The sequence below is a fragment of the Shewanella cutis genome, from assembly GCF_022410515.1.
Taxonomy (GTDB): domain Bacteria; phylum Pseudomonadota; class Gammaproteobacteria; order Enterobacterales; family Shewanellaceae; genus Shewanella; species Shewanella cutis.
Map to the genome: position 1 here is coordinate 87,624 of NZ_JACSDI010000006.1, position 25,275 is coordinate 112,898.

The 25,275-nt window shown below is 48.1% G+C and carries 17 protein-coding genes and 1 pseudogene; 7 read left to right on the forward strand and 11 right to left on the reverse strand.

Translation table 11 applies throughout. The features are described 5' to 3' along the window. Positions 1 to 39: 39 nt before the first annotated feature. Entirely contained in the window at positions 40 to 945 is a 906-nt protein-coding gene (locus H9J30_RS10910; protein ID WP_088210175.1) for a LysR family transcriptional regulator, read from the reverse strand. A gap of 200 nt (positions 946 to 1,145) precedes the next feature. Between H9J30_RS10910 and metE the strand changes: the two genes are divergently transcribed. Then, on the forward strand, positions 1,146 to 3,428 hold the full coding sequence (gene metE / locus H9J30_RS10915) for a 5-methyltetrahydropteroyltriglutamate--homocysteine S-methyltransferase (RefSeq protein ID WP_240131054.1): 2,283 nt from the start codon (positions 1,146 to 1,148) through the stop codon (positions 3,426 to 3,428). Between the two features lie 158 nt (positions 3,429 to 3,586). Here the strand turns inward: metE and H9J30_RS10920 are convergent. Continuing rightward, positions 3,587 to 3,871, reverse strand: a pseudogene (locus H9J30_RS10920) (CoA-transferase); the annotation flags it as partial. A gap of 362 nt (positions 3,872 to 4,233) precedes the next feature. Here H9J30_RS10920 and aguA point away from each other — a divergent pair. The 6 genes from aguA (at position 4,234) to H9J30_RS10950 (ending at position 12,746) form a co-directional block, all read left to right on the forward strand. Continuing rightward, positions 4,234 to 5,346: an agmatine deiminase gene (gene aguA / locus H9J30_RS10925; RefSeq protein ID WP_240131055.1), complete on the forward strand. Its 1,113-nt coding sequence runs from the start codon at positions 4,234 to 4,236 to the stop codon at positions 5,344 to 5,346. A 77-nt stretch (positions 5,347 to 5,423) separates the two neighbouring features. Further along, the gene (locus H9J30_RS10930; RefSeq protein WP_240131107.1) at positions 5,424 to 7,130 is read left to right on the forward strand and encodes an amidase; all 1,707 of its coding nucleotides are present in this window, start codon (positions 5,424 to 5,426) and stop codon (positions 7,128 to 7,130) included. 126 nt (positions 7,131 to 7,256) lie between these two features. Further along, positions 7,257 to 7,712 (forward strand): hypothetical protein, encoded by a 456-nt coding sequence (locus tag H9J30_RS10935; protein ID WP_240131056.1) that lies wholly within the window; start codon positions 7,257 to 7,259, stop codon positions 7,710 to 7,712. Between the two features lie 381 nt (positions 7,713 to 8,093). After that, positions 8,094 to 9,311, forward strand: coding sequence for an efflux RND transporter periplasmic adaptor subunit (locus H9J30_RS10940; RefSeq protein ID WP_240131057.1), 1,218 nt, complete (start codon positions 8,094 to 8,096; stop codon positions 9,309 to 9,311). A 2-nt stretch (positions 9,312 to 9,313) separates the two neighbouring features. Then, positions 9,314 to 11,284: a MacB family efflux pump subunit gene (locus H9J30_RS10945; protein WP_240131058.1), complete on the forward strand. Its 1,971-nt coding sequence runs from the start codon at positions 9,314 to 9,316 to the stop codon at positions 11,282 to 11,284. A 4-nt stretch (positions 11,285 to 11,288) separates the two neighbouring features. Continuing rightward, a complete protein-coding gene (locus tag H9J30_RS10950; RefSeq protein WP_240131059.1) occupies positions 11,289 to 12,746 on the forward strand; it encodes an efflux transporter outer membrane subunit in 1,458 nt (485 codons plus the stop codon). An 87-nt stretch (positions 12,747 to 12,833) separates the two neighbouring features. On the opposite strand, the gene H9J30_RS10955 is transcribed toward H9J30_RS10950, so the two are convergent. The 9 genes from H9J30_RS10955 to endA all read right to left on the reverse strand — a co-directional run bounded on the left by H9J30_RS10955 (position 12,834) and on the right by endA (position 25,212). Next, a complete protein-coding gene (locus H9J30_RS10955; RefSeq protein ID WP_240131060.1) occupies positions 12,834 to 13,958 on the reverse strand; it encodes a site-2 protease family protein in 1,125 nt (374 codons plus the stop codon). A gap of 204 nt (positions 13,959 to 14,162) precedes the next feature. After that, positions 14,163 to 14,540 carry a DUF4144 domain-containing protein gene (locus tag H9J30_RS10960; RefSeq protein WP_240131061.1) on the reverse strand — a complete coding sequence of 126 codons (378 nt, stop codon included), beginning with the start codon at positions 14,538 to 14,540 and terminating at the stop codon, positions 14,163 to 14,165. 484 nt (positions 14,541 to 15,024) lie between these two features. Then, complete coding sequence (locus H9J30_RS10965) at positions 15,025 to 16,716, reverse strand: flagellar assembly protein A (RefSeq protein WP_240131062.1); 1,692 nt, start codon at positions 16,714 to 16,716, stop codon at positions 15,025 to 15,027. A gap of 669 nt (positions 16,717 to 17,385) precedes the next feature. Beyond that, positions 17,386 to 19,023: a lactate permease LctP family transporter gene (locus tag H9J30_RS10970; protein WP_240131063.1), complete on the reverse strand. Its 1,638-nt coding sequence runs from the start codon at positions 19,021 to 19,023 to the stop codon at positions 17,386 to 17,388. 823 nt (positions 19,024 to 19,846) lie between these two features. Next, positions 19,847 to 20,875, reverse strand: a complete 1,029-nt coding sequence (locus tag H9J30_RS10975; protein ID WP_240131108.1) for a methyltransferase — start codon at positions 20,873 to 20,875, stop codon at positions 19,847 to 19,849. Positions 20,876 to 21,199: 324 nt separating this feature from the next. Beyond that, positions 21,200 to 22,582 (reverse strand): alkaline phosphatase, encoded by a 1,383-nt coding sequence (locus H9J30_RS10980; RefSeq protein WP_240131064.1) that lies wholly within the window; start codon positions 22,580 to 22,582, stop codon positions 21,200 to 21,202. 72 nt (positions 22,583 to 22,654) lie between these two features. Then, positions 22,655 to 23,602 carry a glutathione synthase gene (gene gshB, locus H9J30_RS10985; RefSeq protein ID WP_240131065.1) on the reverse strand — a complete coding sequence of 316 codons (948 nt, stop codon included), beginning with the start codon at positions 23,600 to 23,602 and terminating at the stop codon, positions 22,655 to 22,657. Positions 23,603 to 23,695: 93 nt separating this feature from the next. Next, positions 23,696 to 24,427, reverse strand: a complete 732-nt coding sequence (rsmE, locus tag H9J30_RS10990; protein WP_240131066.1) for a 16S rRNA (uracil(1498)-N(3))-methyltransferase — start codon at positions 24,425 to 24,427, stop codon at positions 23,696 to 23,698. A gap of 8 nt (positions 24,428 to 24,435) precedes the next feature. Beyond that, the gene (endA, locus tag H9J30_RS10995; protein ID WP_240131067.1) at positions 24,436 to 25,212 is read right to left on the reverse strand and encodes an endonuclease EndA; all 777 of its coding nucleotides are present in this window, start codon (positions 25,210 to 25,212) and stop codon (positions 24,436 to 24,438) included. Positions 25,213 to 25,275: the final 63 nt, after the last annotated feature.

The window sequence follows — 25,275 nt, forward strand, 5'->3', positions numbered from 1 at the left end:
GCCTGCGATTGCAGGCTTTTTTGTTATCAGTTTCAACGCTTAATTGGATTTTTGTTGGCGAGCTAAGCCTTCGCTTGCCACCAGTTGCAGCCAGTTTTGCACTAAGGCCGAGTTCGCGCTGTGGCGGCGATAGGCGCCAAATAGCGGGCGCTTTAAGCCTTCTTGACCGAGTTTTACGGCGGCTAGGCTTAATCCATGTCCCTCATTGATAGACCAATTCGGTAAGGCGGCGATACCATCCTTACAGGCAATCCGCTGTAATAACATCATGGTCAAATCGCAGGTCTTTTGCTCGCCTGCCTCAACACCTGCGGGTTCTAAAAAGTGGCGATAAATATCTAAACGCGCCAGTGGCACCGGATAACTGATTATCGGCAAGCGCGCCAATTGCTTGGGCGTAACATAGGCTTCTTTCGCTAAGGGATGATCCTTGGCAACCACTAACTTCACTTCAAAATCAAATAAATGTTGATAGGCGAGCGAGTGTCCCGGCACAGGATCAGAGGTCAGCACTATATCCAGTTCGCCCATTTCTAGGGCATTGAGCGAGTCGAATAGATGACGGCTTGAGAGATCTAACTCGGCCTGCGGATGATCTTGCCTAAATTGCTCCATCACTGGCATTAACCAGCGAAAACAGCTGTGGCATTCAATCCCCACTCTGAGCTGATTGGTTTCTGTCTCCAAGCCATTTTTCAGATCGGTTTCCGTCTCTAACACCTTAGGCAGAATCTCTTCAGCGAGGTGCAAAAGCCTTGCGCCTTCCTGGGTAAAGGAGAGCGGTTTGCTTTTACGCACAAAAATAGGCGAGTTAATTCGTTGCTCTAACTCCTTAATTTGATGGGAGAGAGCCGATTGAGTGACAAAACGTTTTTTGGCTGCGCCCGCCAAGCTGCCACTTTCCTTCAGTGCCATTAAGGTTCGCAGATGTCTTAGTTCGATCATGATCACTCCAAGTGAATTTCGCTCATGTTGTGCTTGAAATCAATTCGGTTGCTGGCGTAGAGACTATCACAATAAACTTCTAGACGTCCAGACGCCCATTGTGATTTATCCAAGCTTAAATGCGAAAAAATCTTCAGGAAACACAATCCGGTGGGTGCAAGTGCCGAATATGGCTTATCTCAAATAAAGGAAGATATGGTATGCAATTAAACAGTCTTGGTTTTCCCCGTATCGGGCGTCGTCGTGAATTAAAGTTTGCCCTTGAAAAATACTGGCGTGGAGAGAGCACTCAAGCTGAACTGCATGAGGTGGCTAAGGAGTTGCGTCGCACCCATTGGCAATGGCAAGTGGCCGCGGGGATTGAGCAAGTGCCAGTAGGGGATTTTGCCTTTTACGATCAAGTATTAACCCTGAGTGCGACCTTAAACGCTATTCCAGATCGTCACCGCGGCGAAGGTGCTATCGACCTTGATACCTTATTCCGCGTTGCCCGTGGCCGTGCACCAACCGGGACCGATGCGCCAGCCTCGGAAATGACTAAGTATTTCAACACTAACTATCACTACTTAGTGCCAGAGCTTAAGCAAGATCAAGTATTCACTATCGCTTATGAGCAGTTTTTTGATGAAGTCGCCGAGGCGCAGGCGCTGGGTTATCAAGCCAAACCCGTGTTATTAGGCCCTGTGAGTTACTTGTATCTGGCAAAAAACGTGGGTCAGGATTTTGATAAACTCAGTTTATTGCCAAATCTTTTAAAAGCTTATGCCGAGATTCTTGCGCGTTTTGCTGCGCAGGGCGTGACTTGGGTGCAACTTGAAGAGCCGATTCTGGCACTCGAATTAACTCACGAATGGCAAGCGGCGCTTAGCGATGCTTATCAAGTGCTTAAAACGGCTCAAGTGAAGATTTTACTCACGACTTACTATGGCAGTATTAGCCATCATCAGGCGCTGGTTTCTGCGCTGCCAGTGGCGGGTCTGCACCTAGATTTAGTGACCGCCCCTGAGCAATTAGCCTTGTTTGCCAATGCCTTAAGGCCAGATCAAATTCTGTCAGCAGGCGTAGTTAATGGTCGTAATGTGTGGGCGGCAGAAGTTGATCAAATTGTCGAGCGTATCGGCAGTGTTGCCAGAGACTTATGCTCACAAGACGGATCGCGTCTTTGGATTGGCACTTCATGTTCACTGCTTCACAGCCCTGTGGATTTAGAGGTAGAGACAACGCTCGCGCCGACGCTGCGTCAGCAGCTTGCGTTCGCTAAGCAAAAGCTGTTGGAACTGGCTAATGTGCGCCAATTGTTGCAGGCCCCTGAGTCTGTGGCGGCCAAAGCGATAGTTAACACCTGTTTGGCACGCCGTGAGGCTAAAGCACAGGCGGCGGATGCTACAGTGATCGCCCGTGTGGCTGCACTCACTCAAGCCGATTATGAACGCGTGAGTGAATTTAACGTGCGCCAAGCAGTGCAGCAGCAGAAATACCGTTTACCTCTGTTGCCGACCACCACCATTGGCTCCTTCCCACAAACACCAGCAATCCGTGGTTTACGCAGCCGCTGGCGTAAAGGGGAGCTAAGCGATGCCCAATATAACGAGCAGTTGCAGCAAGTGACCCGCGATACCATCGACCGGCAACTCAAACTCGGTATCGATGTGCTGGTGCACGGTGAAGCTGAGCGCAATGACATGGTGGAATATTTCGGCGAGCAACTCGAAGGTGTGGGCTTTACCAAAAATGGGTGGGTGCAGAGTTATGGTTCTCGCTGCGTGAAGCCGCCATTAATTTATGGCGATGTGAGTCGCCCGAAAGCCATGACGGTTGATTGGGCGGTATTTGCCCAAAGCCTGACGGACAAACCCGTCAAAGGCATGCTAACGGGTCCGGTGACGATTTTGCATTGGTCATTTGCCCGTGAAGATATCAGCCGCGATACCATTGCCACCCAATTGGCGCTGGCAATTCGTGATGAAGTGGTGGATTTACAAAATGCAGGTATTGGCATTATTCAAATTGATGAGCCAGCCTTCCGTGAAGGATTGCCATTAAAGCAAAGCGAGTGGCAGGCTTACTTAGATTGGGCGGTGAATGCCTTTAAACTGAGTGCGGCGGGTGTGGTGGATGAAACCCAAATTCATACCCATATGTGCTACAGCGAGTTTAACGACACGATTGCCGCAATTGCCGCCATGGATGCGGACGTCATCACCATCGAGACCTCGCGTTCACGCATGGAACTGCTCAACGCCTTTGAGGATTTTGAATATCCAAATGAAATTGGCCCAGGCGTTTATGATATTCACTCGCCCAATACCCCAAGTGTTGAGGCCATGGTGCATCTTATTGAAAAAGCGGCGCAAAAAGTGCCAGTGCGCCAACTGTGGGTTAACCCCGATTGCGGCCTTAAGACCCGTACGTGGGCTGAGGTAGAACCCGCGCTGAAGAATATGGTGGATGCGACCCGCGAACTGCGTCGCCGCCTTGGCTAAGCGCTGTAATATCTGCAATGAATGCCTCTGTGGCATAGCGTAAAAAAACAGGGATATCTTAGGTATCCCTGTTTTTTATTGGCGATTTGAAAAGGTATAGTTGAATGCGCACTTGAACCTGCTTATTCGTTAAACAGCGCTTATTCACTGAATTGCGTTTATTCGCTAAACATCATCTCGGGGACATGCTCAGGTACCACCAATTCGCCTGCGGTGAGTTTGATAATCTCTTCGACACTCACACCGGGCGCACGTTCGAGTAAATGAAATTTGCCTTCTTTGATTTCGATAAAAGCTAGATCTGTCAGTACTTTTTTGATGCAGCCCTTACCCGTTAGCGGCAGGCTACACTCGGTTAATAATTTAGATTCACCGTGTTTTGAGGCGTGGGTCATGGTCACAATAATATTGTCGGCGCCGGCGACAAGATCCATGGTGTCGCCCCTTACCACAGTCACGGGCATTGATTAAGTCGGCATTAACCCTACTGTTCTCTTTTTCGCATTGGCTTGGGTGGATGGTGGGAGCGGCTACTGACAGCAAATAGCGCATTATCCTGTAAATTCTCAGCAATGCCCTGCATAGCACTATTCAGCGAAAGCCGTCTTAAATGATAAGATAGGCGCCAGAATTTTTATGAGGTGAAAACTCACCTAGTGAAGACGTGGCAATTTTGACCTAACGCGCCGCGTGATGAATGCGGTTATTCGATGTATTTATTTGATTATGTTAGGTGTATTTCTATTCTGTCGCCTAAATGGGGCGTACACCCTTATAGATTTGAGCATTACTGGAGACAAAACTCATGACAAACGCGAATGTGGATGCCACGCAGTTAACGACTAAGCCATCACAAGATGGTTTTTATATGCCCGCCGAATGGGCTGCGCAGCAAGCCGTATGGATGATTTGGCCATATCGTCCTGATAACTGGCGCTCTGCAGGTGCTTATGCTCAAGCGACCTTTGCTAAGGTGGCCGATGCCATTGGTGGGGCAACTCCCGTTTATATGGGTGTACCTCAGGCCTTTTTAGCAGAAGCTCAAAAAGTGATGCCTTCACACGTGACTCTGGTCGAAATCGACAGCAACGACTGCTGGGCTCGCGATACAGGACCTACTGTAGTGGTTAATGCCGAGGGCGAATGCCGTGGTGTTGATTGGGGTTTCAATGCTTGGGGTGGGCACAACGGTGGTCTGTATTTCCCATGGGATAAAGACGAACAGGTTGCCGCACAAATGCTCAAGCAACATGGTTTTGCCCGTTACAGTGCGCCGTTGATCCTCGAAGGTGGCTCTATCCATGTCGATGGTGAAGGGACCTGTATGACCACGGCCGAATGTTTACTGAACGCCAACCGTAACCCAGACCTGACGAAAGAGCAGATCGAAGCCTTACTGTGCGACTATTTGAATGTTAAGCAGTTTATCTGGTTGGAAGAGGGCGTTTATATGGACGAAACCGACGGCCATATCGATAACATGTGCTGTTTCGCGCGCCCAGGTGAAGTGATCCTGCACTGGGCCGACGATGAAACCGATCCACAATATCCACGCTCGAAAGCCGCGCTGGACGTGTTGCAAAACACTGTTGACGCCCAAGGTCGCAAGTTAAAAATTCACCTGCTGCCACAACCGGGTCCACTATATTGCACCGAAGAAGAATCAAAAGGCGTAACAGAAGGCACTGGCGTACCGCGCACTGCGGGCGAGCGCTTAGCGGGTTCTTACGTGAACTTTTTAATCACCAACGATCGTATCGTATTCCCACTGCTTGACCCTGCCACCGACGATATCGCCGCGCAAAAACTGCAGGAGATTTTCCCTGAGCACAAGATTGTGGGTGTGCCTGCACGGGAGATTTTATTAGGTGGCGGCAATATCCACTGTATTACCCAGCAGATCCCTTCTGGAAAGTAAGTACACCAAGGAGAACAGTATGACGCTTGATGTCACTGTTATTGCACCACAATTGGCTTTCTGCGGGAGGGCGTAAAATGTTTGAAGTGACTGAAGTTTCCATTGCCGAGCTGCGTGAAGCGCTCGAATCCGGCCGCACGACTGCGGTTGAGTTGGTGAAATCCTATTTGGCTCGAGTGGCGGCTTACGATGGTCCTGCCACTGAGACAAAGCTGAATGCGTTAGTGGTGCACAATCCCGATGCGCTCAAAGAAGCCGAGGCTTCCGATGCGCGCCGTGCCCGTGGCGAAACCTTAAGTCCACTCGATGGTATTCCTTACACCGCTAAGGACAGCTATTTAGTGAAGGGACTGACGGCGGCGTCTGGCAGCCCAGCCTTTAAAGATTTAGTGGCCCAGTACGATGCCTTTGCCGTCGAGCGCCTACGTGCCGCGGGTGCTATTTGCTTAGGCAAAACCAATATGCCACCGATGGCGAATGGCGGCATGCAGCGTGGTCACTATGGCCGCGCCGAAAGCCCCTACAATGCGAACTATCTGACGGCGCCCTTTGCCTCGGGTTCTTCCAACGGAGCGGGCACAGGAACAGCGGCAAGCTACTCGGCGTTCGGTCTTGCCGAAGAGACTTGGTCGAGTGGCCGTGGCCCTGCATCCAACAACGGTTTGTGCGCCTATACGCCGTCTCGCGGGGTGATTTCGGTGCGTGGCAACTGGCCATTAACCCCAACCATGGACGTGGTCGTGCCTTATACCCGCACTATGGCGGATATGCTCGAAGTGCTCGATGTGATTGTGGCCGATGACCCTATCACCCGTGGCGATCTCTGGCGCCTACAACCTTGGGTTCAAATTCCTAAAGCGTCTAGCGTTCGTCCAGAATCCTATCTGGCACTCGCCACCAGCGCCGACACCCTTAAGGGTAAGCGTTTTGGCGTACCGCGCATGTACATCAATAAAGATGAACTCGCGGGAACCAGCGAAAATCCGGGCATTGGTGGGCCAACGGGCCAACGTATCCATACTCGCCAATCGGTGATCGATTTGTGGGAAGCGGCGCGTAAAGCCCTAGAAGCCGCTGGTGCGGAAGTGATTGAAGTCGATTTTCCGCTGGTGTCTAACTGCGAAGGCGACCGCCCAGGTGCGCCGACCGTGTTTAACCGTGGCATAGTGACGCCCCAATTCCTCCATGATGAATTATGGGAACTCTCGGGTTGGGCGTTCGATGAGTTCCTGCGGGCGAACAACGACCCTAAACTCAACAAGCTTGAAGATGTTAACGGTTATTTGATATTCCCCCATGACCTCGGCACCTTGCCAAACCGTGAAGGTGATTTAGCGGCGGGCATGGAAGAGTATGTCAACATGGCTAAGCGTGGCCTTAAATCCTTCGACCAGATCGACAGTATTCCCGATGGTCTGCGTGGTTTAGAAAAGACCCGTAAGCTAGATCTTGAAGACTGGATGGACGGACTTAAGCTGGATGCCGTGCTGTTCCCGACTGTGGCCGATGTCGGCCCCGCCGATGCCCATGTGAATCCGGCCTCAGCCGATATCGCTTGGAGCAACGGGGTTTGGGTGGCAAACGGCAACCTTGCGATTCGCCATTTAGGCGTGCCGACTGTGACTGTGCCTATGGGTGTAATGGCCGATATTGGCATGCCAGTAGGATTAACCTTCGCGGGCCGTGCCTACGATGATAACAATCTGCTGAAGTTTGCTGGCGCGTTCGAGTCGACGGGCAATAAGCGTATGATTCCGCCGCGTACACCGCCGCTGAGTCAATAAGCTTTAAGCCGTAAGACTGAGAAATAAAAAACGGGATGGGTAACAATATCCATCCCGTTTTTTTCGCGTTAATCTCTCATGCGTTATTTATCAAACCTATACCAGCGTTAGGATTCTACTTTAACCATGTACCGCACTATCGACCTCATGCCTCTTGGTGTACTCAGAGCTAAGGGAAAGTCTAAAGTTTGGCAAACTTCATTGTCGATTCCCTACCTCGGGGGAGACTTTCAGCTGGTCATTCATGGTGATGTTAATGGGCCTTCGGCCAGTCAACGCACGGCCCTTACATTACTTATCGAGCCAAGCGAGACGTTGCGCGATGAAATAGCGACTAAAGTGGTCGAGTTTATTCATGTTTGTAATATCGTGCCTGTTGAGTTCAAGGTTGATGTTGTCACTGTATGGTCATTGCTCACTCCTGAGCTGATTGAGGTTCACACTAGTCACGAGTACGCCTATGGTGAGGGTGAATTGGGAACTAATGCTATATCAATTGGTTACCTTACACCTTGGACGAATGAACAATTAATCCAAGTGCCATTCTTAAATAGGAAAATTGGCGTGATTTATAGCGAGTAATTTGGGGTATGGCTGTTTTTTTAATGATGTCCTCCCGCTGATGATTACTTAAAAAATAAGCATCTACGAGGCGATTTTGCGGCGCCTGACAATGGCACTTTAGTTCCAGAGCATGATGCCCTGCGCTCGTAGGCGCGCTGTGGCGAATGCCAATAAGATTGGATCTATAACCCATCACAAACGACTTAATCTCGTTTGCGGGAATTGTTACGGCCGTGTTCTATGTTTCAAACTTCTACACAGATATTTGCAAATCTTTACCTGATATCGACATTTCCTTCGTCTACTGCGCTGAGCTAACTCTATATACTGACAGCACTATTTTTCCACCCGCAAGATTCGCGCTTGCGCCCATTGGTATTGATGGACACTCAGATTCAGATGAAAAAATCCTCAAAGCGTAAACTGATATTGATCTTAAGCGGTTTAGTTCTCCTCGGGGGCGGCGCTTATTTTCTGCTGCACAAACCCGAGGTGGCCCCAAGTTATGTGACGGAGCCCGTTAGGCGCGGCGATATTGAAAACTCGGTGCTCGCCAACGGCATGTTGCAGGCCTCCAAGCTGGTGAGTGTGGGCGCGCAAGTCTCAGGGCAAATTCTGAGTTTGCCTGTGGAGCTTGGCCAAGAGGTGAAAAAGGGCGATCTTATCGCGCAAATCGACAGCCTTGCCCAGCAAAACAACCTGCAAAATGCGCTGGCATCGCTTAAAAACATCAATGCCCAGTATCGTGCTAAGCAGGCACAGATACGTCAGGCAAAACTTGAATATACCCGTCAGCAGCAAATGCTCGCCGATAAAGCCAGCTCCCGCGCAGACTTTGAAGCCGCTGAAGCCACGCTCACGGTTTATCAAGCCGAACTTGAGCAGTTAGAAGCGCAAAAACAACAGGCTGAGATTAATGTCGACAGTGCCAGAATCGATTTAGGTTATACCAAGATCACTGCGCCTATGGATGGCACCGTCGTTTATTCGGCGGTTGAAGTAGGCCAAACCGTTAACGCTAATCAAACCACGCCAACCATAGTCGAGATGGCGCAGCTCGATACCATGACGGTTAAGGCACAGATCTCCGAAGCCGATATCGTCAATGTGCGCCCCGGACAGCCAGTGTATTTCACCATTCTTGGCAGACCTAACCATCCCTATCGCGGCACCTTAAGGGCGATTGAGCCTGGCCCGACGTCAATGGATGGGGACGATAGCAATATGAGTTCCAGCGATTCAGACGCCATTTATTACCATGGCCTGTTCGATGTCGAAAACCCCGACCGTACCCTACGCATTGGGATGACGGCGCAGATCTCGATTGTACTCGCCAAGTCTGATGATGCGCTGTTAGTGCCATCGCAAGTGCTCAAGGTGAAACCAAGGGATAAAGCAGCCTCGCCAGCGGAACGTAAGTCCCGTGGGCCGCAGTATCAAGTGCCAGTGCTGGTGGACAACCAAATGCAATATGTGGATGTGACCGTTGGGATTAATAATAAAATCAATGCTGAAATTCTTTCTGGTTTAAAGGAAGGCGACCAAGTAGTGCTAGGTATGCCTTCGTCAGATGATGGTAGCGCGCGCATGCGTCGCCCGCCTAGCGTGAGGTTTTAAGCGTGACTAAGCCATTACTGGAAGTCTCAGCTTGCTACCGCAGTTTTCTGGCGGGTGAGCAACAACTGACTGTACTCAAAGATATTAATCTTTCTATCGCCCGTGGTGAGATGGTGGCGATTGTCGGCGCCTCGGGGTCGGGTAAGTCGACCCTGATGAATATCTTGGGCTGTTTAGATAAACCCTCAAAGGGCTCGTACTTTATCGATGGTCAAGATACCTCACAGATGGATGTGGATGAACTGGCAAAGCTGAGGCGTGAGCATTTTGGTTTTATTTTCCAGCGGTATCATTTGCTTGGCGATCTTAATGCCGTGGGTAATGTCGAAGTGCCCGCCGTGTATGCGGGTAAAGATCGCTTAGAGCGTCGGGAGCGGGCGGAAAGCTTATTGTCGCGTTTGGGTTTAGGTGAGCGCCTCGACCATAAGCCCAATCAGCTCAGTGGCGGCCAGCAGCAAAGGGTGAGTGTGGCGCGGGCGCTGATGAATGGCGGCGATGTGATCCTCGCCGATGAACCAACGGGCGCTCTAGATAGCCACAGCGGCGAAGAAATGATGCGACTGTTGCAGGAACTGCACCGTGAAGGCCAGACCATCATCATAGTCACCCACGATATGCATGTAGCCCAGCATGCCGATCGAATTATCGAGATTAAGGACGGGGTGATTATCAGCGATGAGCCAAATCCCGCCTCAAATATTACGGCTGCGCCAAAGACCGAAGTGATCCCCGCCAAGACTAAGGCGCGTGCTCGCGTGGCAGTATGGGACAGATATGCTGAAGCCCTGAAAATGGCGCTGCTGGCAATGTCGACCCATAGATTGCGCACCTTTTTAACTATGCTCGGGATTATTATCGGTATCGCCTCGGTGGTGTCGGTTGTGGCGCTGGGGGAAGGCTCGCAACGGGAAATCTTAAAGAGTATTAGCTCAATGGGCACCAATACCATAGACATTCGCCCTGGCTCAGGCTTTGGTGATAGGCGCTCGGCAAGGGTGCGAACTTTGACTGCAAGCGATGCCAATGCACTGAAAAATTTACCCTATGTGGATAGTGTTACTCCAAGTATTAGCTCGAGCGCGACGGTGCGTTTAGGTAATAAAGCCGTTACCGCATCAGTTAATGGTGTGGGGCCTGAGTTTTTCCGAGTTCGAGGCTATGAGCTTGCCCAAGGGCAGTTTTGGGACGATGACAGCGTTGATGCCTTAGCGCAGGATGCGGTAATCGATGATAACACTCGCAAACAGCTATTCCCCGACAGCACCGGGGCTATGGGTTCTGTCATCGGCCAAGTGATCTTCTTAGGGGATTTACCGGTGCGGATTATCGGTGTGACTAAGCCTAAGGAAAGCGCCTTTGGTAACAGTGATGCCCTCAATGTGTGGGTGCCTTATACCACGGTTTCTGGCCGGATGGTGGGCAAGAAATACTTAGATGGCATTACTGTCAGGCTCGATGAGTCGGTGCCGAGCAATGCGGCGGAGCAGGGCATTATTAGCCTACTAAAGATGCGCCACGGCACGCAGGATTTCTTCACCATTAACACGGATACCATTCGCCAGAATATCGAGAAAACCACCGCGACTATGACGCTATTAATCTCGGCCATTGCGGTGATTTCCCTCGTAGTGGGCGGCATTGGGGTAATGAATATCATGTTGGTGTCGGTGACTGAGCGTACCCGCGAGATTGGTGTGCGCATGGCGGTCGGAGCGCGCCAGAGTGATATTCTGCGGCAGTTTTTAATTGAGGCCGTGTTGGTTTGTCTGTGCGGCGGCGCGCTTGGGGTGGCCTTGGCCTATTTTATTGGAGTGGTATTTGCGCAAGCGGGCGGGAGTTTCCAGATGATTTACTCGACGACTTCGATTATTGCCGCCTTCGCCTGTTCCACCTTAATTGGGGTGTTGTTTGGTTTCCTCCCTGCCCGTAATGCGGCGCGTTTAGACCCAGTTGATGCACTAGCAAGAGAGTAACGCAATGAATGATCAAGTTTTAACGCATCAAAACAAATTAAACTGCCGTGTCGGTTTATCGCTCAAGGTCAGCGTGATTGTCATCAGCATCGCACTGCTGTCAGGCTGTGGCGCGCTGATGCGCTCCGACTTTGAGCCGCCCGCACTGCAAGTGCCAGAGCAGTGGCAGCATACCCAAGTGAATGACCCTGTGAATGGCCAAGTGAGTCTCGACCCTTGGTGGCAGAAGTTTAATCAACCCGAATTAAATCAGCTGATTAGCCAAGTGCTCAGCAGCAATAATGATCTGACTATTGCAACCTTAACCTTGCAAAAGGCGCGCTTACAGGCGGGGTTAGCGCGGGACGATTTGTATCCGCAGCTCAGCTCCAATAATACGGCGTCGGTGAATAAACCGCTGGAGGGGGGCAGTTCGAGCAAGGCGTTCAAGGCAAACCTATCGGTAAGCTATGAGGTGGATTTGTGGGGCAAAGTATCGGCCAATATCGACCAAGCTCAATGGACAGCGCTGGCAAGTCTCGAAGATAGGGAGAGCACGGCGCAGAGTTTAGTCGCGACGACGGCTTCACTCTATTGGCGGATTGGCTATCTGCATCAACGGATTGAACTAAGCAATAAGAGTATTGAACACAGTCGGCAAACGCTGGCGTTAACCCAGCGCCAATATGCTTCTGGCGCTGTTACCGAGCTGAATGTGCTCGAATCCCAACGCAGTTTAGCGGGGCAAGAGGCCTCCCATAGTCAATTGCTGCAACAGTTGGTTGAAGCCGAAAATGCGCTTGCGATCTTACTCAATCGCGCTCCGGGGCAAGTTGCGGTTGAGATTAAGCAATTGCCGGATAGCGCTGTACCTGAGATTGGCGTCGGCATTCCCGCCGACTTGGTCGGCCGTCGTCCCGATGTGAAGGCGGCTTTGTATCAATTGCGCTCGGCGCTGGCCAGTAAGGATGCAACCTACGCCAGTTACTTCCCAAGCTTGAGTTTGACTGGCAGCGTAGGGGAGTCGACCTCAGAGCTAAAAGAGCTATTGCGCAATCCCATGGGAAGTTTAGGTGCTGGCTTAGTGCTGCCCTTTTTGCAATGGAATCAAATGCAAATCAACAATGATCTTGCCGATATCGACTACCAAACGGCGATAGTGAATTACCGTAAAACCCTTTACAGCGCTTTTGAAGATGTGGATAACGCTATCTCGGCCAAGCAGCAATACGCCTACCAAGGTGAGAAGCTTGAGCAGCAATTTAGCGCCGCCGCCCAGGCCGAAGCCATTTATGAGAGCCAATATCGCCACGGCGCTATCGGCATTCAAAATTGGATCGATGCGCAGGAGAATCGCCGCAGCGCCGAGGCTGCATTGCTGGAAAACCGCTATAACCAATTGATTACCCAAGCGACACTTTATCAAGCACTTGGGGGGAGTGATATCGCGCCGCCATTGACGGAGAACTCGCCCTCGATTTGATTAGCGCCGGTAGAAAATAAAAAAACCGCGATGCCTAAGGCTATCGCGGTTTTTATTATCTCGCTTTTATCTTAATGCGCGTCGTAATTAGCTGCGCAGAATATGCAGTGGCAGGCTTAACATATCATCGCCCGTACCCGCTAAGTGCCAGATAATGCCAACAAGGGCGGCAACGGTCACTAAGTACCAAATGGTTGAGAATATCTGCCCATATCTGTCTAGCGGTAACAAGTGGCTTTGATGGCGGGTACGCCACTCGAACACTATTTCTAAACTGCCGATAAGGAGCAAGAAACCGAGCAAGGCTAAGCCTAGGGTGTAGCTGATATAGACACCAAAGGCGGCGCCAATTACACAGGCGATTAAGCCCATGATGCTGTTCATCGAGAAGCTAATGCTCTTTAAAATATGGCCGCCATCGAGGGGTAAAATCGGCAATAAATTAAACAGGTTAAGTAGCGCGTTAAAGGCCGCTAGCCCCGCAAAGAAGACATTGTCCGTCAGGTGGTAAGCGATTAGCGAGCCTACCGACATTAAAAGGCCAAAGGTCGGCCCCATAATCGAGATGACCACATCCTGCCAGCGGGTGTTAATCTTTTCATCGCTCAGCGCGAGTCCGCCCATAAAGGGGATGAGATATATCCCTTTGGTTTTCATCCCAAAATACTTCATCGCGCGGATATGGCCATATTCGTGGAAGACCAAACAGGCGATAAGCGCCAAGGCAAATTGGAAGGAAAACAGCCAAGAATAGGCCGCCACACTCGCGCCCGCGAGCACCACTTTAATCACTTTGGCGCTTTTTAGTAGCTTAAAACCGAGGGAGGCTAAACCCACAAAACTGAATTTTTGTGGGTTAGTCACTGGGACTTCAGGGGTTTGGCGCTCGATATCTTTCTCGGTACGTGTGCCCTGAGCAATCACTTCCTCATCCACTAATAGTCGATAATCAAATCGAAAGGGCTGCCAAACGACATCGGTTTCGAGCCGAACAAGGATTTTGTGTTCTAACACCTGTGTTTCGCCGGTATCGCTGGCCAATTGGCTGCGCTGTTGAGTGAGTTCAAATTCATGGACTTTAAGGCCGCCATTGTCCACCGAAGCGGCTTTTTGTGAGACTAAGTTATTGTCCCAAAAGAGTTGTTGCCAACCTGCGAGGGAGCCTTCCAAACGCAGTGATTTGCCTAAGCAGTCAATCTTAAGTAGTTCCAATTTAGGTTCCGTTTGTTGGTGTATCCGAATGATGCCCTGCGTTGATTTGGCACTTTAAGGCAAAGTATGAGTATCAATCGCTTGGGCATAACGGGCTGACCCGTGTGTGACAAATTATGCCTGCTAAATGTGGTTGAGGATATTAGCTTTTTGGATCATCTCCTTGAACACTGTGAATCTTATCAGATTTTACTCAGGCTAAACTTAGTCATCCAAGCTTTGGACGATTTCCATTCCTTGGGCAAAGGTTGTGAAAGCTAATTTGGCCACACAACATTGGCCAATGGCATTGGCATGTTTTTGCACCCACTTAATGAAATCGGTGAGAGATAGTTTTTGCTCTTTTTTTAGGAGATTAGGCAGCTCGCCAATGGGATCTTCGTAAATGGTGGTTGGAGTTGCACGGATCAAATATTGGTAACCTAGGCTGTCGAGTAACAGATCCGTATCGATAAACTGATGCTGATATAGGCAGGCGAGTTCTAACCAATCACGTTGATGGGCAAGGTAAAGGAGTTCATCATTTTGAGTCAGCTTAACGACTGCTGGCCATTCAATGTCAGCCATTCTTACTTGAGTCATCTGTATTCCCGTGACCATGTTTTGATTCAACCTACGACATTTCACCCAACGTTGGCGCATTGGCGTGGGGAAATCGTTAGGGCAGTATGCCACCGACGTGATAGAAGAAGAAAGGTATCTCGAGATTTTCTAGGGTATGTTGACGTTTTGAGATGAAATGTTGTTCGTTCAGGCAAGTTTGTGCGCGCGAAAACAGGGGAGACGTGTTGTTATTCCGATTAAATGACGCGCAGAACCGATGACGCATAAGGGCGCGAGCTTATTAGGTGCCCCTTCTGGCGAGGTTTGCAGGCCTTTTGGCTGCGTTATCGTCCGTTTATGTAGAATAACTACAAAGCACGGGCTTTGCCTTGCATAAACGCCAGCCAAATTGCTGCAAAAATAACCCTGAAACGTCAACACGCCCTAACAACATTGCTCGGGCTTTTTGTGTAAACGGTGGCAACATCACCGCTCGCACTCCCCTTGAAGCGTCAACACACTGCTAATTCGCGGCTCCTTGGGCCTTAGGTTTGGCATTATAATCAAAGTTAATCTCTTGATTAAGATTGGTTATCGAACAAGTGCCATGTTCTCGGGTCGTTCTATGATTTGCTTGACCAATATGGAACTCGACGTTGAGGAACACATGCTTAATCACATCGATTCGGTACTTATCATAGTAGCTTTCGACTTCTTGCTTTAGGCCGTCGAATTCTAATTCTTCGCGACTGCGCTCATTTAAGATACGATTTTTTTCATCGATCATCATCTTGATTTGTTCAATCATCACGGGATCGTTTTGCCACTCGGATTTAGGGGGAAGCTTTCTCAGCCGCGCTTCAATATCCAGAGTTGCGACAACCATAGTTTGGACGCTTTCTTCAAGTTGCTTTAGATTTTGTTTGAGTTCGCCCTGTTCCATAGCGACAAACACTTCAGTTTTTGTACCCGCAGTGGCGCCAATACCAACAGCAATGAGTCCCTTTTCTGCATGGGCCACGCCACCAATTAAGTCTCCGCGCCGTCCGCTGGTATCGCTAACCGTTAAAGTGCCCGCAGTTTTGGTATTACTGTGCAGCAGTTGCTTGGTGATCAGAATATTACCCTTGGCATTTAACTGGGAATATTGCACAAACTGGGCGCTGATTTGGCCTTGGGCCGTAAGGTTAGTGGAAAACTCATTCACTCTGACTTGTCTACCAATCACTCCTTTACTGACGGTGATGTCTCCCTCTGCCTCAAGGGTTGCTGAATCGACAAAGCCCATAACGGTAATATCACCCGAGCTTTTAACTATCATGCCCTCATGAACATCTCCGGTGATTAAAATACTGCCTTTAAAGGTGACATGGCCAGTACTGATGTCCACATCCTTAAGCTGTAACACATCATCGACATTCATGCCCGTACGGGTCTCTACGGGTTGACCCGCGACAGTTGCAATGAGTTTATTGGGATCCTTGGGATGGAAGTCAGTACCTGTACCTGCTTGAAGTGGCAGATCTTTTCCTGGCTTTTGCTTAATTACTTCGCCCTTAATGTTATAACCGGGGGAGCCTTCAGTCGCGGGATGTTTTATCATCAAAATATCGTTGGGCTTGACCATAATCATAGAGCCAAGATTACGCATATCGACTGTGCCATCCTCCCGCTCCTGCGGTTGGAGTAAGCGTTCACGGGCCAGCGACACCTTACGCTCTAGTACAGCATTTTGACCGTTTACGGCGTGTTTGCCTTGGGCTATTTCACTTTTACAGCTATCACCAGGTTTGAGTTTGGTAATTTTTTGCAGCAAGGTTTGGATTTTAAGTTTGCTTAACCCCATGCAAACATTGTTTTTTTTAAGTTCAGTGAGAATTTCTGGTAAGTCTACAGCTTTGCCTCCACAAGGGGCGGTTAAGGTCATTGTCGCAAGCATTTTATCAGGGCTGATTTCGATCTTAACGCTACCATCTCGGCGCTCGGCTAGTACGGCAAACAGCTCAAATTTACCCTCATCTTGATTGCATAAGGAGTTGGTTTGCGCGACCACTTTATCAATTGCCTGATCAAGCGGATACAGTGAACAAAACTCAGGGAGATACAAAAGGCGCATCACATCATCACGGTTGATCGGACCATGGTCTTTAGGGATCAGACGTAATTCCGCCTGGCTTTTGTCACTGCTTAACTCGAGGAGTTCAGGGGCCAACATATGAGCGCTTCCTACTCGTTTGTTTTATTTTTGTTTTATCGGCTAACGCGAGTATAACAGTAGAAACTTTGCTCAAAGAAGCCTTTTTGAAGCGAAACAAGGTAAATGTAGTTATTTTGTTGGTGATGGCCTATGTGTTTATTTTTAAATAGATTTTAATTTGATTAATTCTCTGTTAGTCAGTGTTATCATCGGTTTTTGGCCATGTTTTTAGCATGAACGTTGATTTAGTTAGTTTTTTGCTGTTAACAAAAACTAAACTTTACAACGCAAGCGCTTATGATAGGGGCTGCCAATTAGTCATTAATTTGGGGTAATTAATGAGTTACTGCTATTGATTCAGTTCACAAAATCATTAAGTTGTTGTTTGCAGACTGTACCTGTAAGAGTAGCTAACCTTATTCATTACTCGTTTTTGCAAAGGGGCAAGTTTTCTATCTGGTATTATTGAGTCTAAAAATAGCTAGGGAGTTTAACTCTCTATCTTTTTAACGTATTGAATTTAATTTTTTAATTAAAGATTGCCGCACTTTGCAGCATTTCTCTATTTTTCTGAACTAGCCACTGAGGTGAAAAGTTAATGTGGGGGAATGCTCACCTTTCTTTGCAAGAGATATGCATAAAAAAGCCGAGTGACTTATCACTCGGCTTGTAACAAATGATATCAAGTTACTTTGTGAAAAATGCCAGTGTCCAAGGGACTATGTATGCTTGTAAAACTGTCAGTACACCAATAAAAGTACAGAAAAATAAACTGTGCTTTAGGGTAAAACGGAAAAGGTCAGATTCTTTGCCTGCCAATCCCGTAGCTGCGCAGGCAACGGCAATTGATTGAGGTGAAATCATTTTGCCTGTTACACCACCTGTAGTGTTTGCTGCGACTAATAACTCGGGTGTTACACCGATTTGATTGGCGGTATTGGCTTGTAGCGCCCCAAATAAGGCATTTGATGAGGTGTCTGAACCTGTTAAAAACACACCTAACCAACCTAAGAATGGTGAGAAGAAGGGGAATGCTACGCCTGTGCCAGCCAGTACCAGTGCCAAGGTTGAAGATAGACCTGAATAGTTTGCGACAAAGGCAAAAGCTAATACTAATCCAATCGACAATATTGGGAATTTTAATTCAATTAACGTTTCTTTAAATGATGTCAGTGCGTTACTTATTGACATCTTAAGTATCACAATTGAAATCATTGCGGATAATAGAATGGCTGTTCCTACCGCACCCAATAAATTAAGCTTATATATTGCAGCATAAGGTGTTTCCTTAGCAACAATAGGGGCAGTTTTGATAACTAAGTTATGTAAGTATGGCACTTCAATACTGATAGTGGCAAAACTTAATGCCAGCTGCACATCTTTGATACTCCATAATGTCACAATCGCTGTGAGAATAATAAATGGAGACCAAGCTTTAAATATTTGGCCATTTGAGAAAGTGGATTTTGGCGTGACAGCTCTTTGTTTCATCCCTGAGAAGGTGAAAATTTCTTTTGGCTGCCAAACTTTTAAAAATAACGTTAAACAAATTAAACTAACTAACGCCGAAGTAATATCGGGTAATTCTGGTCCGATAAAGTTTGAGGTCAAAAATTGGGTAATCGCAAATGAAACACCTGCCACTAACGTTGCTGGCCAAGTTTGACGTATTCCCCTGATACCATCCATCATAGCGATAAGCCAGAAGGGAACAATAATTGATAATATCGGTAACTGACGGCCTGCGAGTTGTCCAATATGGAATGGATCTAGTGATGATACTTGACCCGCTACGATAATAGGGATACCCATGGCTCCAAAGGCTACTGGCGCCGTATTTGCGATTAAGCAAAGTCCAGCTGCATACAATGGATTAAACCCAAGTCCTACGAGTAACGCAGCCGTAATCGCAACTGGAGCGCCAAAACCTGCAGCGCCCTCAAGGAAGGCACCAAATGAGAAACCGACCAATAGCATTTGCAACCGTTGATCTTCGGTGACAGAGATTACCGAAGAACGAATAATCTCAAATTGTCCTGTTTTAACAGTGATTTTATACAAAAATACTGCGGTGATAATAATCCAAGCAATAGGCCATAGACCATAGCTAAAACCATAGACAGCAGACGCTAACGCTATACTTACAGGCATTTTGTAAGTAATGATCGCTACTGCTAAGGCAATTAATAAGGTTAATGCTCCGGCAATATGACCTTTAAGTTTTAACACCGTTAAAGCAAGAAAGAAAAACACAATAGGCAGCAAAGCCACGATTGCGGTCAGCCACAAGCTACCGAGTGGCGTATATGTTTGGGTCCAAGTCATAGGGGGTCCATATGGTTATTTTATAGTAATAAACAGTATTGCGTATGCAACATTACAGATACTAATGTTTAGTGATGTTGGAGTAATATTTAATTTTTCAATAGGTGATGTTGGTCACGGAATCTGATGGTGGTGAGAGGTTTTAAGACGCAAATAGTAAGGAAGTAAGGTTTAAAGTATGTGTTTACGGTGTGGCTAAATTAGTCGTTTTTGATGTTGGGGTTGTCAGTTTTTGTTTTTCTGGTTAATTAATTTCTAATTTTTTAAATGTGCTTGGTTATTTTTTAACGTGTTAAAAGTGAAATGGGTTCACTAATTTTATAATTAAATGGTTATTTTAAAGTGATTTCATCTTTTGGTTTGTTATTTGTAAATATTAACTCATATTAAGTGGGTTGGTTTTATGTTGAATGGGTTTTTAATAGGGTTTGAATTGGTGTGTGTATGTTTTTTGGTTATTTGATTTTGTGTTGGGTGTAAATGTTTCTGAGTATAGATAAAATTAGGTCACTCTGATTGGTTAAGTGGTTTTTACTTGGGTTAAAATTTGTGAGGGCGTTTATATTAGTGCTTAGTTGTTTTTAAGGGTCGGGTGTTTTGTTAAGTTATTAAGAGGCTTTTAAAAATAGTTAAATGATTTGGGCTAATAACAGTTGATGCCTTCAAAATATTACCCGTTATTTGTCATGGTTATTTAGGCTAAAGTGGTAACGCTAGATTAGAACACCGATATTCTCGTTATGCGGAGTAATCTTCCTATTATCGAGCGGAGAATGACATTTTCCCGCTCAATAACAGAATTAAGTTAGGCTTAGCTGCTATATCAAGACTGTTGGAAATAATAGAGTTTGTATTTGTTATTTTCAGCAGGCACGGTTAATTGGCCAAACTCGGCGGCGATTGTATCCGAGTAGGGCAGATGGCGATTAGCCACGATTTGCCAAATGCCTTTTGACTGTAATTGCTTAGCGCTATCAGCCACAAAGCGCTGGGCGATATGAGTGGTGCTAGCAAGCCCATCGTGGAACGGGGGATTAGAGATAATGCCATCAAATTTGCCACTGGTTTGCGCCAGTCCATCGGACGGATAGACCTTGGCCCTCATGCCATTTGCTGCTAGCGTAAGTTCGCAGGATGCCAGCGCCATGGCATTAATATCAATACATTCTAGCGACAGTGTCGGCTGTGCTTTTAGTAGTGCAGCGGCAATCACACCGGCACCGCAGCCAAAATCCAGTACTCGGCCAGAAAGCGTTGGCAGATGTGACAACAAAAGCTCAGTGCCTTGGTCTAAATGCTTTTCACTGAAAACACCGACCAAATTGCAGATGGTGATGTTGCCTTGTGGGGTGGCGAGTTGATACTGGCTAGTCCAATCGCCGAGTTTAGTCTCTGGCGCGGTATCGATCAGGCTGCTGCCAAAGAGTAGGCAATGGCGGGCGTTATCGAGTTTGACGCCAGTTGCAAAGTATTTGGGCAGCAGTTTGACTAAGGATTTAACCCCGCCTTTGTTTTCACCCACCACCAGTAATTGACCATTAGGCACTAAATGCTGGGCGGCCAGATTAAACAAATAGGGTGCTAAGAGCTTAGCCTTAGGGAAGTACACGATAACAGTATCGTACTTATCTTGATGCGGCAGTTGATGGCCAAAATAACAACGCAATTTTGCATTGGCCTGCGGCGCTAACTGCAGGTAATGGTGGTAATCCAAGGCGAGGGCATCGACGGACTGGGCGACATCGAGTAGTGCTTTGGGCAGAGAGTCTGCCTCATGGTTTAGCACTAAGACTTTATGTTGGCTCAGGGTTTCCTGGTTGCGGATGATGACTTGCGATGGATTCGTTAACACTGCATGGCTACCGTAAAAAATAAGTGCGGGCATTATACCCCTTATTCGGCTGCGAGCCAGCCTGCAAGCCGACTTAAGGGATGCTGCAAAACAGTGTGCATTTGCACATGACGGAATGAAAGCCAATAAAAAAGGCAACTGTGTAAACACGGTTGCCTTTCATCTAGTAGCTGACAAGCTCTTGCTATTACTTTCTGTCATAAGAGCCGCTCGACATTTGAGTCGAATAACGACACATTATTCCTCGTTTCGCGAGCTCGTACTTGCCAGAGCGAACAAAATCTAATCTCGAAACGTCAACACGCCCTAGCCAATAGCAGCAAATTAGCCCTGTGGCTGCACTGGCGCTGGTGCTGTAGTAGATACCTGTGCAGGGGCTTTTGGCTTTTTAGGCTTAGGTAACAGGCTAAAAATTTTATTGGCAATATCTGTGTTGTCTTGATGACCGTTAAATAGCTCTGAAGCAGGGCCAGCGGCAAACACTTGCACGTCCATACCCGTGTGCCCGCCCGTTGTCCAGCCCGTATCGGTACGTTTATCAATTACATGGCGAATCTCTATCGCCAAGGGTTCTGCGCCTTGGGTTCTGGCAGCAGTTAACTTAGTGGTTTCTTCTTCGGTCAATTCAAAGCCTAAACCGCGAGATAAGTCGGCTTGCCAAGTGTCACTAGCTATGGCTGCTTGCGCAAGGGTATCGGCGCTTGCTGAGATATTACGCAGGATCTCAGGATTCCAGTTGTAGTTGCCATCGGCACCAATCGACAGGCCACCAGTATTATGGTCAGCGGTGATCACCATTAAGGTATCGGAATTCTGTCGCACAAATTGCTCTACGACCTCTATTGCGTTGGCAAACTCATCCATTTCGCCCATTGCGGCGGCAATATCATTATTATGTCCCGCCCAGTCGATAAGGCTACCCTCGACCAGCAGCACAAAGCCTTGTTCATTTTGTGACAGTAAATTGAGGGCTTTTTGAGTCAAGGTACTGAGTTTTTTGGCATCTTTCTCATCGATAGCCCATGGAAGCTGCACCTCGGCAAACAGGCCTATCACTTTAGGTTGGTTAATGCTGGCAAGTTCTTCAAAGCGCGTAATATGTTGATATCCCTTGGCGGTAAATTGAGCTAGCAACTCTGGGGAGAAGTATTTTTGTCCACCACCTAAAAACACGTCGGCGTTGGTTTCAAGATAACTTAATGCCAGTGCATCGTAGTTTTTACGGCTCTCGTTGTGGGATAAAAACGCCGCAGGGGTTGCATGGTTGATTTGCGACGTGACCGCCACACCCGTGCTCATGCCCAAAGTTTTGGCCTTTTCTAAAATGGTGGGTAGTGGTTGTTTTTGAGTATCGACCGAGATGGCACCGTTATAGGATTTGACTCCAGTAGCAAGGGCTGTCGCTGCGGCGGCCGAATCGGTCACATAACCACTGATACTGGCGGGATATGTGCTCGCCATCCCAACCAGTAAACGGTCGAAGACAGTTTGTTCGACTTCTTCGGTATCTCGATTGTCTTTGTAATAGCGGTAGGCGCTGGTGTAGGAAGGCCCCATGCCGTCACCAATCATAATGACAATATTTTTGGGGCGCGATGGCGCTTTGACTGGGCCGGTCTCATTGGCGCCGGCTTCTGCTGCAAATGTGGGTGAGGATAGCCATAAACTCATACCAAGCAGTAACAGTGGCGCTTTGGTGATACTCATATCAGATCCCTAGAAGTCGCAGGCGCTCTTAAGGCGCCTTTTATTAATAATTAATCGCTTAGGCGTACAAGATTACTGGTCAAGACGAGCTTCGATCGCATCGAACAGCATGCCTGTAATGTCCACATCGAATGCCGCTTGGATTTCACGGATACAGGTTGGGCTAGTGACGTTAATCTCGGTCAGCTTGTCACCAATCACATCAAGACCCACAAAAATCAGGCCGCGTTTTTTCAGCTCTGGGCCAATGGCGCGGGCGATTTTCCAATCGGAATCCGATAATGGTTGGGCAACACCGCTGCCGCCAGCCGCTAAGTTTCCGCGGGTTTCGCCTTTTTTGGGAATACGGGCTAAGGCGTAGGGCACGGGCTCGCCATCCACCACCAGAATGCGCTTATCGCCCTTGGTGATTTCAGGAATAAATGCCTGCGCCATCGCATATTGGTTGCCGTATTGGGTCAAGGTTTCGATGATCACCCCAAGGTTTGGGTCGTCCTGCTTGACGCGAAAAATCGAGGTGCCACCCATGCCGTCTAACGGCTTGAGGATAATATCGCCCTTAGCTTGGTGAAACGCGCGGATACGATTGGCATCACGAGTCACTATGGTCTCAGGAGTAAATTCACTAAACCAAGCGGTGAACAATTTTTCGTTGGCATCACGCAGGCTTTGAGGCTTGTTAACGATTAACACGCCTTGTTCTTCGGCACGCTCTAGCATGTAAGTGGCGTAGATATATTCGGTATCGAAGGGTGGGTCTTTACGCATTAACACGATATTAAGTTCGCTTAGCGGCGTATCTTTGGCTTCGCCCAGTTCAAACCAGTGATTGACATCATTCATGACTTTTAATGGCCGCATATTGCCCATGGCTACACCGTTTACGATGGCGAGGTCGGCCATTTCCATATAAAACAGTTGATAACCCCTTTCCTGCGCGGCCATTAGCATGGCAAAACTGGAGTCTTTCTTAATGTTGATCTCATTGATGGGGTCCATCACTATGCCGAGTTTTATCATTAATCTGTTCCTTATTGGTTGCCATTGCTGGCAAGAAGCATTTAGGGATTAGCCTGTAACCAGTTAGCCTGCTAACGATTAATCAGATAGCGATTAACCTATGTCACCGAATCTGAGTTGCAGCGCGGTAATCGCGGTGAGTGAGGCGGTTTCGGTCCGTAGCACTCGGGGGCCAAGTAACACATCGGTAAACTGATGGGTTTCCGTCATAGCGATTTCTTCTGCCGATAATCCACCCTCGGGGCCAATCAACAGTCGTACACGGGTATGGGATAAGTCTAAGCCATTGATACCGTGCGCCGCCCTTGGGTGCAAGTTGAGCTTTAGCGCCGAGGTTGGCTCACTGCACCAATCGTGCAAGTCCATCGCTGGGCGAACCACGGGCACTTGGCTGCGACCGGATTGCTCGCAGGCACTGATGACTATCTTTTGCCATTGCTGGATTTTTTTGTCTAGACGCTCACCACTGAGTTTGACGCCGCAGCGGTCGGAAAACAATGGCGTAATAGTATTCACCCCTAGCTCAACGGATTTTTGAATGGTGAATTCCATCCGATCGCCGCGGGAAATCACTTGGCCTAAATGCAGGTTGAGGGGCGACTCCGAGGTATTAGCCTCGCAGGACAGCACTTTTACCGTGACAGACTTTTTACCCGCATCGACAATTTCGGCAAGATAATCATTACCATCGCCATTAAACAGGCTAATGTGTTCGCCACTGCCCATGCGCAGCACTTTGCCAATATGGGCTGCACCATCTTCGTCTAAATTCAGCTGTTGGTTTACGGCTAATGGCTGAGGTTGATAAATTCTTGGAACTCTCATTGTCGACCTTATTCGGCTAATTGTTGGCGTAGTGGCGGCGCATTACAGGCATGTTGTACAAAAGGATTATGATTACCTTGGATCTGCGCTATGGCGTTATCGCGTTTGCATTCAATAGTATCAACTGGATAGCTTTTATCCCATGCTTTGAACAATTTTAATTGCTGCGAGGCGATTTTAAGGCCATAGGTTTGCTGCATATATAAGTAAGTGCGAGCAATCTTTCCGCGGGCATTGGCGGGCGGTTGGGCTTGGCGATTCTTAAAATCAATGACCATTTCGCATTGACCATATTGGCCAGTTTTACCGTTCCACTGACTAAAACGAAAGTTGCTGCGATCGCCGTTTACCTCTCCAATAGCGGGCACCAGGTTGTGCATATCCGCTTCCATCTTATTAAATTCCTTGCTGCTATCGGCGCAGTTTTTACGACCGCCCTGTTGCCAGCATTGCAGTTGATGGCCAAATTCCCACGCTGGGACGATATGTTCCCATTCGATACGGTTAGCACGGGTTTCTTGCTTGCGGACTTGGTAACCACAGCTCGTTAAATCCGGCTTCCATGATTTGCCTTTAATTTCGATATTGCAGCCACAGTAAAAACTCACTGCGGGCAACGTGCCTTGGCGAGTACCTTGGTATAAGGATTGAGACAATACCTTAGCTTGGCTAAAGCTGTTTGGATGCGAAGGGGATGCATTGGCTGAGGCAAAAAACGCCAGCCAACTAAATAGGCACAGCAATACTTGCCGAGACCTTAAGGCGATTGAGGTGTTGTTCAACATTTATCCCAAAAATAATCAGTACTACGCGAGCCTATGGCTCGTCTTTTATGTCTGAATGGTAAG